This window comes from Streptomyces sp. NPDC043726, from assembly GCF_056436565.1.
In genome coordinates this window covers 283261-299705 of record NZ_JBWKCI010000013.1, presented here as the reverse complement: position 1 = coordinate 299705, position 16445 = coordinate 283261, and the positions used below count along the sequence as shown (strand labels likewise).

The following is a 16445-nucleotide window of genomic DNA, read 5'->3' as shown; positions in this document are numbered from 1 at the left end:
TTCTGGTGGCCGAAGTTCACCGGCAAGATGCTCGACGAGCGGCTCGGCAAGATCACGTTCTGGACGCTGTTCATCGGCTTCCACGGCACCTTCCTCGTCCAGCACTGGCTGGGCACGAACGGAATGCAGCGCCGGATTCCGGACTATCTGGCGGTGGAGGGCCTGACCGCGCTCAACACGGTCTCGACGGTCTTCTCGTTCGTCCTCGGTCTGTCGCTGCTGCCGTTCTTCTACAACGTGTGGAAGACCGCCAAGTACGGCAAGAAGGTCGAGGTCGACGACCCGTGGGGCTACGGCCGTTCACTGGAATGGGCGACCTCCTGCCCGCCGCCGCGGCACAACTTCGCCGTACTCCCCCGCATCCGCAGCGAATCCCCGGCGTACGACCTGCATCACCCCGAGATCGCCGCTCCGGTGCGGGAGTTGAGCCCGCGGTGACGGCGCGGGAGGGCCGTGAGCTGGTCGGCCGGATCGAGGGGTATCTGCTGGTCGCCGCCACCCACGAGGAGGGCCGTACGGCGGCGGAGCGCTTCTGCGCCCCGCTGGCTCCCTGGCTGACGGGGGCGCAACGGGACGAGCTGGAGCGGCGGTTCGTGGCGGAGTACACGGCTCTGGCGCGGCAGTCGTGGCGGCGGACCGCGGAGCGGGCGGAGGAGTTGCGGGCCGAGTACGAGGAGCGGTACGGCGCGCTGCGACGGCGGCTGCTCGCGGCCTGGCTGCTGGCGTGCGCCGGAGTCGTGGTCGTGGCCGGACTCGTGGTCGCGCTGCGATGAGAACCCGGCTCCCGGGGCCATACTGGCCGTCGTGCGCGTAGCGATCATGACAGCGGGCTCCCGGGGCGACGCGGCCCCCTACACCGGACTGGGCCATGCGCTGGCCCGAGCGGGGCATCAGGTCACCCTGGTCACGCACGGCTGCTTCGAACGGCTGGCGGCGGGTGCGGGGCTGGGCTTCCATCCCCTGCCCGTCGATCCGCGCGAGGAGTTGCACTCCACACGCGGCCGGGGCCTGCACCGCAGCAACACCGGGGTGGGAAAGCTGATGCGGGTGTCCGCCATGGCGCGGGCGCTGGTGGGCCGGATGACGGACGACCTGGTGGCCGCCGCGCAGGCCGGCGACGTCCTCCTGCTGTCCACTTCCCTCGCCCCGCTCGGCCGGACCATCGCGGAGGGCCTGCGCCTGCCCTGCCTGGGCGCCTACCTCCAACCGCTCGCCCCCACCAGGGAGTTCGCGCCTCCGGTACTGGGCGGCGGCTCCCTGGGCCCGGTCGGCAACCGCATGGCCGGTCACGGGGTCAACCTGGTGATGGACCGCATCTTCGCCTCCACGCTGCCGTCGGTGCGGGCCCGGCTGGGCCTGCCCCGCACCCGCGCCCTGCGTGAGATGCCGGTCCTGCACGGCTTCAGCCCGCTGGTCGTGCCGCGCCCGCGGGACTGGCCGTCGGGTCTCGACGTGGCCGGCTACTGGTGGCCGTACGACCAGGACACCCGACTCCCGCCGGAGATCGAGGACTTCCTCGACGCGGGTGAGCCGCCGGTCTTCGTCGGGCTGGGCAGCGCGACGGTTCCGGACCCCCGGCGGCTGAGCGCCGAGATCGTCCGTGGCCTGCGGCGGGCCGGACTGCGCGGTGTGATCCAGCGCGGCTGGGGCGGGCTTGCGGCCGACGGCGACGACATGCTGACCATCGACGAGGTCCCGCACTCCGCGCTCTTCCCGCGCATGGGCGCCGTCGTCCACCACGCGGGCGCCGGCACGACGGCCGCGGGACTGCGCGCCGGGGTCCCGGCGGTACCGGTGCCGATCCAGTTCGACGAGACCTTCTGGGCCCAGCGCCTGGTCACCCTCGGCGTGGCCCCGCGCCGACTGCCCCTGCGGGATTTGACGGCAGCCGCCCTGGCCCCGGCCCTCGAACAGGCCGTACGACATCCTTCCCACCGCGAGCGGGCACGCGCCCTCGGGGAGCGGATCCGTGCGGAGGACGGCACGGGGCCGGTCGTGGCGGCGGTGGAGCGGCTCGCGAAGTAGCCGGGCGGGGGCGGGCGATCTCCGCCACACGCATGTGATCTCTGTGGCGCGCCGCGCGGCGGGGAGGAACAATCCACCACGGAACGGAAACCGATCCGGTGGAAGAGGTACCTCGCATGGTCGAGCAGGACGAGCGATTCGACGTCGTCGTACTCGGCGCCGGGCCCGGCGGCTACGTCGCCGCCGTCCGCGCCGCCCAGCTGGGCAAACGCGTCGCGGTCGTCGAGGAGAGGTACTGGGGCGGCGTGTGCCTGAACGTGGGCTGCATCCCCACCAAGGCGCTGCTGCGCAACGCCGAGCTGGCGCACATCTTCACCCGCGAGGCGAAGACCTTCGGCATCAAGGTCGACGGACAGGTCTCCTTCGACTACGGCGAGGCCTTCCGCCGTAGCCGCAAGGTCGCCGACGGCCGGGTCAAGGGCGTCCACTACCTGATGAAGAAGAACAAGATCACCGAGCTGGACGGCCGGGGCACCTTCCTGGACCCGCACACCCTCCAGGTCACCGACTACGACGGAAACACGCGGACCATCGGGTTCGAGCACTGCATCATCGCCACCGGCGCCACCCCGAAACTGCTGCCCGGCACCAAGCGCAGCGCGCGCGTGGTGACGTACGAGGAGCAGATCCTCGCCGAGGACCTGCCGCGGTCGATCGTCATCGCGGGCGCCGGCGCCATCGGCATCGAGTTCGCCTACGTCCTGCACCACTACGGCGTGAAGGTGACCGTCGTCGAGTTCCTGGACCGCATGGCGCCCCTGGAGGACGCCGAGGTCTCCGCCGAACTCGCCCGCCAGTACCGCAAGCTGGGCATCGACGTGCTGACCTCCACCCGGGTCGACGCCATCGACGAGTCCGGCCCCCAGGTCCGGGTCACGGTCACGGGCAAGGACGGCGCCCAGCAGGTCCTGGAGGCCGACAAGGTCCTGCAGGCCATCGGCTTCGCCCCGAACGTCTCCGGATACGGCCTGGAGAACACCGGCGTGACGGTGACCGAGCGGGGTGCCGTCGACGTCGACGGCCGCTGCCGCACCTCCGTCCCGCACATCTACGCCATCGGCGACGTGACCGCGAAGCTGATGCTCGCGCACACGGCCGAGGCCATGGGTGTGATCGCCGCCGAGACGATCGCCGACGCGGAGACCATGGAACTCGACTACGCGATGATCCCGCGCGCCACCTACTGCCAGCCGCAGATCGCCAGCTTCGGCTACACCGAGGAGCAGGCCCGCGAACTCGGCTACGACGTCAAGGTCGCCAAGTTCCCCTTCACCGCCAACGGCAAGTCCCACGGCCTCGGTGACACCACCGGCTTCGTGAAGCTGATCAGCGATGCGAAGTACGGCGAGCTCATCGGCGGCCATCTGATCGGCCCGGACGTCACCGAGCTGCTGCCGGAGCTCACCCTGGCCCAGCAGTGGGACCTCACCGTGCACGAGGTCGCCCGCAACGTCCACGCCCATCCGACCCTCGGCGAGGCCGTCAAGGAAGCGGTGCACGGCCTGGCCGGTCACATGATCAACATGTGAGGGTCAGGCCGCGTCGATCCGGTCGAGCAGCTCGCGGGCCTCGGCGGTACGGCGGTGGCCGGGGCCGAAGGCGGCCAGGCAGGCGTCGTGCGCGGCGGTCGCGCGCGCCCGGGCCTCGGTACGGCTGCCCAGCCCCAGCAGGGCGGTGGCGAGGGCCAGTTCGACGGCACCGGTCTCCGCGCGGCTCTCGTGCCCGGGCAGTCGGAGGCGCAGCGCGTCGGCGCGCTCCGCCTCGGCGAGGGCCTCCTCGTGGCGGGTCTGGCCGTTGAGGCTGCGGGCCAGGCCGAGGCGCAGGACCAGCCCGAAGCGGTCCGAGGCCGGATGGGCGGCGAGGGCGTCGCGGGCCAGCGCCTCGGCCTCCGCGTGCCGGCCTTGGGCGTTGACGGCGTAGACCAGTCCGTTGCGGGCGGCCGCGGCCAGGCGCGGCATCTCCGGCCCATTACCGCGGGCCGCCGCCCGGGCGACGGCCGCGCACTCCGCCTCGCATTCGGCGTGCCGGGCGAGCGCGGTGAGCGCCTGGGCCCGGTCCGAGCGCAGTTTCAGCGTCTGCGGGTGTTCGACGCCGAAGACCCTGCCGAACACGGGCACCAGCGCGTCGTACTCGTCCATGGCTTCGGCGTGGCGCCCCTGGGCACCCATCGCGAGCGCGGCGACGCTCAACGCCAGCGGCGCGTACGGGTCATCGCGCGACGGGCGGGCAGCCGCCACGGCACGCGCCTCGCGCTCCGCCTCGGCGTAGCGCCCTGCCTGGATCAGGGCCGCTGCCTGCCCCAGAGGGGATCCCGAGGGCCCGGAGTCAGCACGGCCTCGCGACCGGAAGAATCTCATGCCCGGAGCATACGGATCACGCTCGCCCACGACGGAGGCGGCTGCCCGGCCCCTCGGCGCCGGACCCCCTGGGTGCTAGGCCCCCTCCCACCCCACCGGCCGCAGAATGGCCAGCAGTTGGCGGACCAGTTCCTCCACGACTTCGTCCAGGGTCGCGGCCACCCAGCCCGCCGTCCAGTCGTGGAGGAGGCCGTTGACGCTGCCGATGAAGGCGGTCGCGGCGATGCGGTAGTCGCGGGCTGCCGCTTCTCCCCTGGCCGCGGCGGCTTCCGCCTCGGCGCAGATCAGGTCGACCCAGCGGGCGCGGCGGGCCAGGCGTTGCTTCTCCAGGCGAGGGCTCACGCCGATGATCTCGACGAAGGTGATGCGCACCCGGCGTGGATCGGCCGTCACATGGGAGGCGTACGCGCGGAAGATCGCGGCGGCCCGGTCGGCGATCGGCGCGTCGCCCACGGACGCGGCGCCCGCGATGACCGCCTGCTCCGCCGAGTGGTTGACCTGGAGGTGGAGGGCGGCCAATACGTCCTCCAGGGTGCGGAACTCCTCGTAGAACTGGCGTGTGGACAGTCCGGCCGTCTCGCTGAGTGCCGCGACCGTCGTGCCGCGGTAGCCGGGGGTGTCGCCGAAGAGCTGGAGCGCGGCGTCCAGGAAGCGGCGACGGCGCTCGGCCTTCCGCTCCTCGGCGGACCTGCCGCCGTAGCGGCCGGTCGGCGCCCTGAGCCTGCCCGCCACCACCCCTCCTCCCCTTGGGTGTTCGCCATTTTGTCGTGTACGCAGTCTTGTGGAGAAGGGGCCCCTCTCCTTACTTTCCAGTAAGTTAAACTCTGAACGAAGCCGTATTCAGACTCCGCACCTCCGCTTTGGCATGCGCACGCCATCCCCACGCCTCACACCAGAGGAGAGAGCACCATGCCCGCCAGCAGAACCAGGCACCTGCGTGCCGCCGCCGTCGCGGCCGCCCTCGTCCTGTCCGTCACCGCCCCCTCGACCGCCGGCGCCGCCTCGGCGGACTCCGAGGCCGCCGCACTGCGCGAGGTGCTGTTCGTCGGCAACAACTGGGACGGCACGGCCGATGTCATCCGCTCCAGCGGTGACTTCGCGAAGATCGGGCGGATCAACGTCATCCCCGACAAGGACCGGCGGATGGCGGAGATCAACGCCGATCCGATCAAGTGGATCTACTTCATGGCGATCCGCAACAGCGTCGGCGAGGGCCACGACCAGTTCGTGGACGACATGTACTCCACGCCGGACGGCGCCTCGGTGGTCGCCTCCCGGCCCAGTTTCGCCGACGTCGTCTCCCTGGACCTCGCGACCGGTTCCGTCAACTGGCGCTTCCCGGTGTCGGGTTACCGCGCCGACCACATGGCGGTCTCCCCCGACGGCCGCCGGGTCGCGGTGTCCGCGTCCACCTCGAACACCGTGCACGTGCTGGACATCACCACCGGCGAGGAGCTCGGCAAGTTCGCCACCGGCGACAAGCCGCACGAGAACATCTTCACGCGGGACGGCAAGTACCTCTACAACATGGCGATCGGCGACGTGAACACGCAGACCGACGCCCCCTGGCTGGACTGGACGAAGGGCAACCGCTACATCACGGTCGTCGACGCGACGACGTACCAGCGGGTCAAGACCATCGACATGCGGGACCGGCTCGACGCCATCGGCCTCACCGACTACTCCGGCGCCGTCCGGCCCGCCGTGTTCTCACCGGACGAGTCCAAGCTGTACTTCCAGGTGTCGTTCTTCAACGGCTTCTTCGAGTACGACCTCGCCGCCGACAGGATCGTCCGCACCAAGACCCTGCCGAAGAACCCCGCGACCAGTGACGACCGCACCACTTTCGTCAACGACTCGCGCCACCACGGCATTTCGATGAGCCCGGACGGCAGCAAGCTCTGCGTCGCGGGCACGATGGACGACTACGCGACCGTCGTCGACCGTGCCACGCTCCAGGAGGGCCCGCTGGTCACCGCGTCCAAGCCCTACTGGGCGACGGTCAGCGGCGACGGCAGGTCCTGTGTGGTCTCCGAGAGCGGCACCGACCAGGTCACCGCCATCGACTTCGCCACCGGGCGGAAGCGGGTCTCCGTCCCCGTCGGCGACCACCCCCAGCGCGTCCGGCTCGGACAGGTGCGGGCCGACTGGACTTCCCCGGCCGCCCGTTGATCAGCCGATCGCCTTCAGTACCGCGCCCGCGCCGTCCTCCGTCGCCATGTGCCGTGCGGCGACGGCGGCGGCGCGGGCGTACGTCTGCCGGCGCACGACCTCGCGCAGCGCCTCCGCCAGCCGTTCCTCGGTCAGCGACCCGAACGGTACCGGCGCGGTGGCGGCGCCGAGCGCGGCGAGCCGGGCCGCCCAGAACGGCTGGTCCGCCGCCACCGGGACCGGCACGGCGGGCACTCCGGCGCGCAGGGCGGCGGCCGTGGTGCCCGCGCCCGCGTGGTGCACCACGGCCGCCGTCCGGGGGAACAGCAGCGCGTGCGGCACATCACCCACGGCCATCATGTCGTCGCCCGCCACCTCGGCACCGCCCAGCTGCAGCACCCCCCGCAGCCCGGCCCGCCGCAGGGCCCGCACCGCGATCCCGCCGAGCCGCTCCCCCTCCCCGCCCGCCATGCTCCCGAACCCGACGAACACCGGCCGCGCCCCGGCGGCAAGGAAGTCCTCCAGGTCCGCCGGAAGGGACGCGCCGGGTGCGACGTACGGCCAGAAGGTGCCGACGACGTCGAGGCCCGGCCGCCAGTCGCCCGGACGTGCGAGCAGTGCCGTGCTGAAGCCGTACAGCACGGGCCAGTCGGCCGATTCCTGCCGTCGGCGCACAGCGGCGGCAGCGACGGGTGGCAGTCCCAGGCGCTGACGCAGTCCGGCGGCCCCGTCCCGGTAGACGCGGTCCGCCATCCGCACCGCGAAGCGGCCCGCCGTCCGGTTGCCGAGGCGGCCCAGGGAGCGCCCACCCGTCACCACGGGCGGGAAGGCGCCGGTCGGATGGGCCGGGACGACGTAGGCGCCCAGGGTGCGCACGCCCGTGGCCTCCGCCAGATGCCAGCCGAGCGGGGCCGTGGTGGCCGACAGCAGGAGCAGGTCGGTGTCCGCGGCCAGCGCCTCGGCGAAGCCCTCGCCGAGGTCGGTGACGAAGGCGGCCGCGGCGCGCATCAGCCGCCGTCCGTCCGAGACGTCGCCCGGCGGTTCGGGGCGGCTCGGGAGGACGCGGACCTCCAGCCCCGCTTCCCGGGCCAGGGGGGCGAAGTTCTCCGTCGTGGCGAGGGCGACCTGGTGTCCGGCCGCCCGCAGCGCGGCCCCGACGCCGGTGTACGGGGCGACGTCCCCGCGCGATCCGGCGGCGGCGATGAGGATCCTCATTCGGTCACCGCCCGGCGGGCCGCGTTCGCGTGAACGGCCTTGCGGAGATAGGCGGCGAGCCCCGGCCGCTGCTGGGAAGGCGGTACGACGAGGGCGAAGGCGCGTGGATCGGCGGCGAAGTCGTCGGCGACGCGGCAGTGCATGTCGGGTGGGCAGGTGGTGAACCAGCGCGCGATGTGCAGCCGGTGCTCCTCGGCGAGGTCCGTCGCGCGCTCGCCGTCGGCCGGTTCCCCTTCGTCGAAGGCGGCGAGGAGTTCCCCGCGCCAGGCCGCCGCCTCGCCCATCAGCTGCTTCCAGTCGTCCTTGCTGTGGGCGGCGGCACGGGCCATCGACTCGCGCTGCCCCTCGGAGTCCCGCCACTTGAGCTGTGCCTCCGTGGCATAGCTGAGGTCGAAGCGGATCTCGCCGAAGACCTCGAACCGTTCCTCGGGGGTGAGAGAGACTCCCGTCTGCTGGACCTGGATCGCCTGCTCGGCGACTTCCGCGAGGCGTTTGAGGCGGTCGATCTCCTCACTCAACTGCCGCACTCGGGAGCGCAGTTGTTCCAGGGCGTTGGCCTGGGGGTCCTTGAGGATCCCGGCGATCTCGTCGAGGGAGAAGCCGAGTTCGCGGTAGAAGAGGATCTGCTGGAGCCGGGCCAGGTCGCTGTCGCTGTACTGCCGGTAACCGGCGCCGCTGCGGCCACTGGGCGAGAGGAGTCCCGCCCGGTCGTAGTGGTGCAGCGTGCGCACGGTCACCCCGGCGAAGGACGCGACCTGCCCCACGGAGTAACTCATTCACCTGCCCTTTCGACGGGGTACAGCGTGCGCCCTGACGTAAGGGGAGGGTCAATCGGTCACCGTGCGGCGGCCCACGCCGTCAGCTCGGCGCGGGCGGCGGTGAGCAGGTCGGCGGACGGGGCCGAGGCCCCGTTGGTCACCAGCGCGTAGTGCGGGGCGCCGGAGTCGGAGTCGGTGAGCAGCAGTCGGCGGCTGCCGGTGCCGCCGGGTTCGGGGGCCACGGCGACCGGGGTCGTCGAGGTGTAGGCGGGCGGGGCGTACGCGGTGCCGAGGTCGGAGACCACGGTGGTGGAGCCGGTCGGGAAGGAGGCGGGGAGGTGCAACTCGGTGGGCGCCGAGCCGCCGTTGGAGCGCCACATCAGCAGGGCGTACTGGCCGGTGCCGACCAGGCGCGCGACGCTCGGCAGGGTGCTGGGCACCGGGTTCCAGGTCAGGGTGGTGGAGCCGTCGCGGGAGCGGTCCTCGTAGGTGAAGGCGACGGTGGTGCCGGAGGTGGCGCTCGGGTAGACCCGGTCCAGGAGGCGGGCGTCCTGGCGCAGGACGGGGGTGCCCGAGTCGTCGAGGCGTACGGCGGAGAGGTCCTCGTCGTTCCAGGCGTCACCGGCGGTGAGCACCTTGTCGGGGTTGCCGTTCATCAGCTCGTGGTGGCGGCCGTGGTAGATGTCCCACTGCCACTGGCTGCCCGACAGGACGGGGCCGGAGGCGGTCGGGTCCGCCCACCAACTCGCGCCCGGCAGACGGGAGTCGAGGGCCTGGTACATGGCTTTCAGGACGGTCGGGGCCTTGTCGGAGACCGTGCCGGACAGCGGGTGCCCGAACTCGCTGACGATCGCGGGGGTCCCGGTCGCCGCGGCCCGGTCGCGGACGGTGCCGAAGTCACCGGCGTACTGCCCGTCCCGCGCCTTGCCCCACATGAAGATCCCGGAGATGGCCTTCTGGTCGTAGAAGTGGGTGTTGAACACGTAGCGCGGGCCGAGTTGTCCGGCGTCCAGCAGGCCGCCCTCCTGCTTCTGGAAGTCGAGGTTGGCGTTCCAGAAGAGGTTGGGCTCCACGAAGGCGGGCTTGTCCTGCCAGCCGGCCGCGTCCATGCGGGCCCGGAACCGCTCGTAGAAGGGCCACAGCACGTCCCGTTCCCAGGCGCGGCTGGTCTGCCCGGAGTCGTACACGCCCGCGTGCGGTTCGTTGTACGGGTCGAAGCCGACGACGCCCGCGAACCGTGCCGTGCCGAGGTTCTGCCGGAGGTATGTCATCGTCGCCCGGGCGGTGGCGAGGAAGGCGTCCTGGAGGCCGTACCTGTTGTGCCAGAAGTCGTACGACGCCTGCTTGACCGCCTCGTTCTGGGTGATGTTCTGGCCCCAGAACGGGCAGATGCCGCAGTACTCGTCGGGGTAGTTCCCGGCGTCCACGGCCCACTGGGGGGCGCCGTCGCCGGTGTACCAGCTGTCCGGGTCGAAGAGGTACCGGGAGTAGAGGTCCTGGTGGAAGTCCGGGTAGACGCGGATGCCCGCGTCGAGGAAGGCACCGATCTGGGCGGTGGCGGCGGACAGGTAGGCGGTGTCCACCTGGCCGCGCACGGGTTCGGCGTAGGCCCAGGAGAGCAGGAAGCGGACCGTGTTGCCGCCGCCTAGGGCGCGCAGCGCGGCGGCGGACTTCCGTGCGTCGGCGACGGAGGCGAAGGGCAGGCCGCCGTTCTCGGCGAGCTTGGTCTCGCCGGAGACGTTGTAGCCGCGCAGCACGACCTCGCGGCCGTGTCCGTCGGTGAAGCGGCCGTTGTGGACGGTGAGGGGCGTTTCGTCGAACCAGAGGGAGCCGGGCAGGGAGGCGGCGGTGGCGGGAGTGGGGCCCGTCACCGCCAGGGATCCTAGGAGGACGACCAGGACAACGAGCAGACGCGTCCGGACAGTCGGCATGCCCCTACAGTCAGGCGCGCTCAGGGCTCCGTCAACACTTCTGACTCACAGGTAAGTTGACTGTCAGTCAGCTCAGCCGCCCACTCGCCGCGTCACGTTCAACAGGTACTCCTTCCGGTTCAGCGGGTTGTGGTCGGTGCGCGCCCGCTGCGGAACCGTCCCCCGGACGACCGGCGCGTAGTGGTCGAAGGCGCTCTCCAGCTCGCCCTCGCCCCGGGTCAGGCCGGGCAGCCGCTGCTCCAGTGCGTGCACCCGGGCCGCCGGCACCGCGCCCTCCAGGACGCAGGTCGCCTCGCGGGTCCCGGTGGACGCCGGTACCGCGCCGAGCGCTGCCAGCACCGGCAGCAGGGCGCCGAGGGTGTCGGCCGGGGCCTCGACGCGGAAGCGGTGCATCGGCTCGTACACCCGCGTGCCCGCCCGGCGCAGCGCCTCGACGAGGACCAGTGGCGTCAGTCCGCGGAAGTCGTAGCCGGTGCTGGACATGCTCTTGTCGAAGCCCTGGTGGGCGTGGCTCTGCCGGGGCGAGTAGCCGGAGTGCGTCATGGTGACCGCGCAGTCGGGGATCCGCCAGCCGTGCAGGCCTTGGCCGAGGCTCTCGCGGACGGTGTCCTCGACGGCCTTGAAGAAGGCGTACGGCATGGCGCCGAGCTCCACCTCCAGCGCGAAGGTGACCCCGCTGCCGGGCGGCGCGGGCTCGACCCGCAGACCGACCGTGGCCAGGAAGGGGTTGCCGTCCTTCTTGTTGAACTCGACGGCGGTGCCGGTCCCGACCGGTCGCTCGACGCAGAGCGGTGTCGTCTCGCGGAAGGTGACGTCGAGGCCGTACTCGTCGGCGAGCGTGGCCTGGACGACCTCTTTCTGCACCTCGCCGTAGAGGGAGACGGAGATCTCCCGGCGCGCCTCGTCGTGGCGAAGGCCGATCAGCGGGTCCTGTTCGGCGAGCTGGGTCAGCGCCACGTGCAGGGCCCTCGGGTCGGCGTCCGGGCCGGGCACGACGACCGTCTCCAGGGTGGGCGGGGCGAAGGAGTGGCTCTCCGCCTCGCGGGGCAGGCCGAGGGTGTCGCCGATCCGGATGTCGGACAGGCCCCACAGCCGGGCGATCCGGCCCGCCGGGACGGTGTCGCGGCGGACGTCGGTGCCGTGCTCGAAGACGCCGGCCCCGGTCACCTTGCCCTCCTGGCGGGCGTCGCCGAACAGGAGCGGCTCACGGACGCCGAGCGTGCCGGAAAAGATCCGCGCGTAGGCGATCTTCTCGCCCGCCGGGCCCCGCTCGACCTTGAAGACGGTGCCGGAGAGCGGGCCGTCCGGGTCCCCCGCGGCGGCGGGCAGCAGCTGCCGGATGCCGCCGATCAGCGCGTCGACGCCCGCTCCGGTGACGGCCGAGCCGAAGTACACCGGATGGACCAGGCACTGCCGGGTCTGGTCGACGAGGGCGGCGCGCAGACGGTCCTCGGTGACGGTGTGCTCGACGTAGGCGGTGAGCAGGTCGTCGTCGTGTTCGGCGAGGGCGTCGAGCGCGGCCGGGCCCAGCTCCGGGGTGAACGCCGCCTCGCGGGTGCCGAGCCCGCTGGTGCGGCCCATCGGCACGACCGCGACGCCCAGGCGCCGGGTGAGCGCGCGCAGGACTTCCCGCTCCCCGGCCCCGCGCCGGTCGATCTTGTTGACGAGGATGAGGGTGGGGATGCGCAGCCTGCGCAGGGTCCGCATCAGGACCCGGGTCTGCGCCTGGACCCCCTCGACGGCGGAGACGACCAGCACGGCCCCGTCGAGGACGCCGAGCACGCGCTCCACCTCGGCGATGAAGTCCGGGTGGCCCGGGGTGTCGATGAGGTTGACCGTCACGTCGTCGACCGGGAAGGACACGACGGCGGACTTGATGGTGATCCCGCGCCGGCGCTCCAGCGCGAGGGTGTCGGTCCGGGTGGTCCCGGCGTCGACGCTGCCGATCTCGTCGATGACACCGACCGAGTGCAGCAGCCGCTCGGTCAGGCTGGTCTTACCGGCGTCGACGTGGGCGAGGATTCCGAGGTTGAGCAACGGCACGAAGCGTCATGTCCTTCGATGAGGGGGTCGTTCCTTCCTGGCGGGACATGAACGCAGTGCGCATGGAAGCTCCTCGGTGCATGACGGCTCGGTTCCGTTCAGTGCAGCAGGAACGCCCCGGCGCCGGCAACGGATTAATTCTCAAAGGGCGCGCTGTCCCGCCGGCGGGACGGGACAAGTCCCCCGCGGCCCGGTTCCCCTCGCACGGCACTGCCTTGACCTGCTGATCCACCGTCGGGAACGTGGAGGCGTCGACGAGGTGAGCGGCACGGCGGAACGAGGGAGCGACGACGTGGGACACGCCAGCACGGACACGGATGTGCTGATCGCGGGCGCCGGGCCTACGGGCTTGATGCTCGCGTGCGAACTGCGACTGGCCGGCGCAGAGGTGGTGGTGGCCGAACGCCTTCCGCGACGAACGGGTGAGTCACGAGCCGGCGGGATACACGCGCGCACCCTGGAGGTGCTGGACCAGCGAGGAGTCCTGGACCGCTTTCTGGCGGCCGGCAACCTGACACCGGTGGGCCACTTCTCCGGCCTCTGGCTGGACTTCGACGAGTTCGAGTCCAGGCACCCCCTCCCCCTGATGATCCTTCAGTCCACCATCGAAGGGCTGCTGGAGGAGTGGGCGGCCGAGCTCGGCGTGCGGGTTCGGTGGGCGGCCGAGGTGACCGGTCTCCGCCAGGACGAGGCGGGCGTGACAGTCGAACTGCGTTCGGCGGAGGCGGAGTCCACGACTCTGCGCGCCCGCTACCTTGTGGGCTGCGACGGCGGGCGCAGCTCGGTGCGCCGACTGTCGGGCATCGAATTCCCCGGCACTCCGGCGACGATGACCGCCTTGCTCGGCGATGTCGAACTCCCCGATCTGCCGCAGGATTTCATCTTCATGCAGCGCTGTCCGGGTGGCCACTTCTCGGCGCTCGCCCTGGAGCCGGGCTGGCACCGGGTGATCACGTCCGAGTACGACGGTGTCGCGGACCGGGACGACTCCGTGACGTTCGAGCAGCTCCGGGAGTCGCTGGTCAGACTCGCGGGCACCGACTACGGCATGCGCAATCCCAGGTGGCTCTCCCGGTTCGGTGACGCCGCACGGCAGGCCGCCCAGTACCGGAAGGGCCGGGTGCTGCTCGCGGGGGACGCGGCGCACATCCACTACCCGGCGGGCGGACAGGGGCTCAACGTAGGCGTTCAGGACGCGGTCAACCTCGGCTGGAAGCTCGCGGCCGTGGCGCGCGGCCGGGCCCCGGAGAGCCTGCTGGACACCTACCACAGCGAACGGCATCCGGTCGGGGAACGCCTCCTGCACAACACCCGGGCGCAGTCGGCGTTGGCCCGCCCCGGCACCGACATGGACGCCCTGCGCGAGGTGTTCGGCTCGCTCATGGTGTTCGACGACGTCAACCGGCATCTGCGCGACATGATCACCGCGGTGGCCATCCGGTACGAGGTCGACAGCGAGCACCCGCTGGCGGGCCGCCGGGTCCCCGACGCCGACCTCAAGACGCCCGACGGTGCCCTCCGCGTCTACGAGTTGCTGCACCCCGCCCACCCCGTACTGCTCGACCTGCGCGGCAGCGCCGAGACGGCGGCGGTCGCTCAGGGCTGGGCCGATCGCGTCGACCTCGTCGAGGCGCGCAGTCAGGACGACCACTGGCCCGTCCCGGCCGTCGGCGACATCCCCGCCCCCGCCGCGCTCCTCATCCGCCCCGACGGACATGTCGCCTGGGCCGCCGACGCGGGCTCCTTCGACGCCTCTGCCCTCCGGACCGCCCTGGCCACCTGGTTCGGGCCGGCCCTCCAGCGGTGAGACGGCGCCCGAGGTGACCGGTTCCTCCACGCCCGCCGTCGAGCACGGGCGTGGAGATGGGGTCGTCCCCCCGGGTGTCAGGGAGAGGGAGTGCAGAACTCGGCGTTCACGACGGAGAGGACGGTCTGCGCCCCCCAGTCGGCGTTGTAGTTGAGCGTGAACTGATGGCGGCCGTCCTCTGTGGTGGCGGCCAGGGTGATCCACCCCGCCATGCCTCCGTCGTGGTACCAGAGGGTGGTGCCGCAGCCGAGCTCGAACCGCTCGATGCCCAGGCCGTAGGACGCGCCCGGGAAATCGGGGTTGACGACGCTCTTCTTCATCTCCTCCAGCTGCCGCGGCGGCAGCAGCCTTCCGCGCATCAGGGCGCCGTAGAAGCGGTTCAGATCCGCCGCGCTGGAGATGATGTCGCCGCTGCCCCAGAGCTGGGACCCGTTGACCTCGGTGACATCGATCCAGTCCGGCAGTGCGGGGAAGAACCTGGAGTAGCCGCGGCTGCTGGGCCTGGGCAGCCGGACGCCGTTCCCGGGCAGGGACGTCGCGTTGAGCCGCAGGGGTTCGATGATGCGCTCACGCACCTCGTCCTCGTACGATCCGCCTCCGACCTTCTCGACGATCAGCGCGGCCAGTACGTCGTTGGTGGTGGAGAACGAGTGCCTGGCGCCCGGCGCGAACAGCGGCTCGTGGGAAAGCCCCGCCTGCACACGCTGCTCGGGCGTCAGAGTGTCGTACCGGTGCCGGAGGAAGCCGTCTCCCGCCAGGTACTTCTCGCTGTACGCCGGGTCGGCGAGGTAGTCGAACAGACCACTGGTGTGGTTCAGGAGCTGTCGCACGGTGATCCGACGACCGTCGTTGCCGTTGCCGGACACCAGGCCCGGCAGGTAGCGGTCCACGGTGTCGTCGAGATCGAGCCGCTTCTCGGCCACCATCTGAAGCAGGACCGTCGCCACGAACGTGTCGGTGATGCTGCTGACGCGGAACCGGTCGTTCCTGCCACGCGGTGCACCCGTGTTCAGGTTCCCCACCCCTGACGCCGACTTCCAGACGCCGTCGGCATCGCGTGCTGCGGCGGTGATGCCAGGAACGCCTGCCCGCACGGCCGCGTCCATCGCGAGCTGTGTCGCACTGTGGTCGACCGCCGCGGAGGCCGTGTCCCGCGATGCCTGCGCGGAACCCGTGAAAGCGGTTCCCGCCATCGCGAGAACCGCCAGGGCCACCACGCCGGTCCTCGATCTCTTCCGTATCGCCATTCCCGTACTCCTGTGGAAAGTCCGTCCACCCTCTTTCCGGAAATACATCGGAAGGGGGAACAGAGTTGTTTTACCCGGTGGAAATTCTTATGCCTTCATTGCACCGTCGACGGCTACGGGCCATGATGGAGAGCCCGATTGTCCCGTCGACAGGACACTGTGACGGATTCTCAGGCCATTCCGCCGTATTCTCGCAGCGCCGCATGAAGGGTGAGTGCTGTATGTTCGTCCCCAGCGATTACCGGGAACCTGACGTTTCATGGATGGTCGACCTGATGCGCGGCAACCCGCTGGCGCTGATGGTGAGCAACGGAACTCCCACCCACGGACCGCGCGCCACCCATCTTCCGATCATCACCGATCCGGACTGGGAAGGACCGGCCGCCGCGGACTTGGCCGACATGCCCTTGCTGGGCCATATGAACCGAGCCAATCCACACTGGGCGGAACTGGAGAACGGATCGGTCATCCTGCTGACCTTCACGGGCCCGCACGCTTACGTTTCGCCCACCGTCTACGACATCACGCCCGCCGCCCCGACATGGAACTTCACCTCGGTGCACGCCCACGGAGTGGTGGAGAAGATCGATTCGACGGAGGAGACACTGGGCGTCGTACAGGCAACGGTACGGGCATTCGAGAAGGAATTCGGCGACAGCTGGGACATGAGTGAATCCGTCGACTATTTCCGGAAGATAGTGCCCGGTGTGGGCGCTTTCCGCGTCCGGGTCACCAAGGCCGAGGGAATGTTCAAGCTCAGCCAGGAGCAGCGCCCGGAGATTCGCGAACGGGTCGAGCGGTCGTTCGCCGAGCGCGGATGCACCCGCCACACGCAGACGGCGGATCTCATGAGCCGCCTGCCGTAGTGGTCCTCGCCGTGTGGCGGGGTCCGCACCCCACGGTGCGGACCC

Annotated in this window: 14 protein-coding genes; 7 read left to right on the top strand and 7 right to left on the bottom strand. The window is 71.2% G+C overall.

What is annotated here, in order from left to right; genetic code table 11:
- From AC068Z_RS33635 to lpdA, 4 genes are all read left to right on the top strand, one after another.
- A partial coding sequence (locus AC068Z_RS33635; RefSeq protein WP_478564350.1) for a cbb3-type cytochrome c oxidase subunit I occupies positions 1 to 438 on the top strand: 438 nt, incomplete at its 5' end.
- The gene (locus tag AC068Z_RS33630; protein ID WP_478564347.1) at positions 435 to 773 is read left to right on the top strand and encodes a hypothetical protein; all 339 of its coding nucleotides are present in this window, start codon (positions 435 to 437) and stop codon (positions 771 to 773) included. The genes AC068Z_RS33635 and AC068Z_RS33630, both read left to right, overlap by 4 nt.
- 46 nt (positions 774 to 819) lie before the next feature.
- On the top strand, positions 820 to 2025 hold the full coding sequence (locus AC068Z_RS33625; protein ID WP_478564372.1) for a glycosyltransferase: 1206 nt from the start codon (positions 820 to 822) through the stop codon (positions 2023 to 2025).
- Between the two features lie 116 nt (positions 2026 to 2141).
- On the top strand, positions 2142 to 3554 hold the full coding sequence (gene lpdA, locus AC068Z_RS33620; RefSeq protein WP_478564344.1) for a dihydrolipoyl dehydrogenase: 1413 nt from the start codon (positions 2142 to 2144) through the stop codon (positions 3552 to 3554).
- A gap of 3 nt (positions 3555 to 3557) precedes the next feature.
- On the opposite strand, the gene AC068Z_RS33615 is transcribed toward lpdA, so the two are convergent.
- Positions 3558 to 4382, bottom strand: a complete 825-nt coding sequence (locus AC068Z_RS33615) for a tetratricopeptide repeat protein (RefSeq protein WP_478564341.1) — start codon at positions 4380 to 4382, stop codon at positions 3558 to 3560.
- Positions 4383 to 4457: 75 nt separating this feature from the next.
- Entirely contained in the window at positions 4458 to 5114 is a 657-nt protein-coding gene (locus AC068Z_RS33610; RefSeq protein ID WP_478564338.1) for a TetR/AcrR family transcriptional regulator, read from the bottom strand.
- A gap of 177 nt (positions 5115 to 5291) precedes the next feature.
- Between AC068Z_RS33610 and AC068Z_RS33605 the strand changes: the two genes are divergently transcribed.
- Complete coding sequence (locus tag AC068Z_RS33605) at positions 5292 to 6554, top strand: YncE family protein (protein ID WP_478564335.1); 1263 nt, start codon at positions 5292 to 5294, stop codon at positions 6552 to 6554.
- Here AC068Z_RS33605 and AC068Z_RS33600 read toward each other — a convergent pair whose 3' ends face one another.
- From AC068Z_RS33600 to AC068Z_RS33585, 4 genes are all read right to left on the bottom strand, one after another.
- Positions 6555 to 7748 carry a nucleotide disphospho-sugar-binding domain-containing protein gene (locus tag AC068Z_RS33600; RefSeq protein WP_478564332.1) on the bottom strand — a complete coding sequence of 398 codons (1194 nt, stop codon included), beginning with the start codon at positions 7746 to 7748 and terminating at the stop codon, positions 6555 to 6557. It lies immediately after the preceding gene.
- Positions 7745 to 8524, bottom strand: coding sequence for a MerR family transcriptional regulator (locus tag AC068Z_RS33595; protein ID WP_478564329.1), 780 nt, complete (start codon positions 8522 to 8524; stop codon positions 7745 to 7747). The genes AC068Z_RS33600 and AC068Z_RS33595 overlap by 4 nt, the downstream gene beginning before the upstream one ends.
- A gap of 59 nt (positions 8525 to 8583) precedes the next feature.
- On the bottom strand, positions 8584 to 10437 hold the full coding sequence (locus tag AC068Z_RS33590) for a cellulase family glycosylhydrolase (protein WP_478564327.1): 1854 nt from the start codon (positions 10435 to 10437) through the stop codon (positions 8584 to 8586).
- Positions 10438 to 10509: 72 nt separating this feature from the next.
- The gene (locus AC068Z_RS33585; RefSeq protein WP_478564324.1) at positions 10510 to 12480 is read right to left on the bottom strand and encodes a GTP-binding protein; all 1971 of its coding nucleotides are present in this window, start codon (positions 12478 to 12480) and stop codon (positions 10510 to 10512) included.
- Between the two features lie 292 nt (positions 12481 to 12772).
- Between AC068Z_RS33585 and AC068Z_RS33580 the strand changes: the two genes are divergently transcribed.
- Positions 12773 to 14287 carry an FAD-dependent monooxygenase gene (locus tag AC068Z_RS33580; RefSeq protein ID WP_478564321.1) on the top strand — a complete coding sequence of 505 codons (1515 nt, stop codon included), beginning with the start codon at positions 12773 to 12775 and terminating at the stop codon, positions 14285 to 14287.
- A gap of 77 nt (positions 14288 to 14364) precedes the next feature.
- On the opposite strand, the gene AC068Z_RS33575 is transcribed toward AC068Z_RS33580, so the two are convergent.
- Entirely contained in the window at positions 14365 to 15534 is a 1170-nt protein-coding gene (locus tag AC068Z_RS33575) for a serine hydrolase domain-containing protein (protein WP_478564318.1), read from the bottom strand.
- Positions 15535 to 15755: 221 nt separating this feature from the next.
- On the opposite strand from AC068Z_RS33575, the gene AC068Z_RS33570 reads away from it, so the two are divergent.
- On the top strand, positions 15756 to 16400 hold the full coding sequence (locus AC068Z_RS33570) for an FMN-binding negative transcriptional regulator (RefSeq protein WP_478564315.1): 645 nt from the start codon (positions 15756 to 15758) through the stop codon (positions 16398 to 16400).
- Positions 16401 to 16445: the final 45 nt, after the last annotated feature.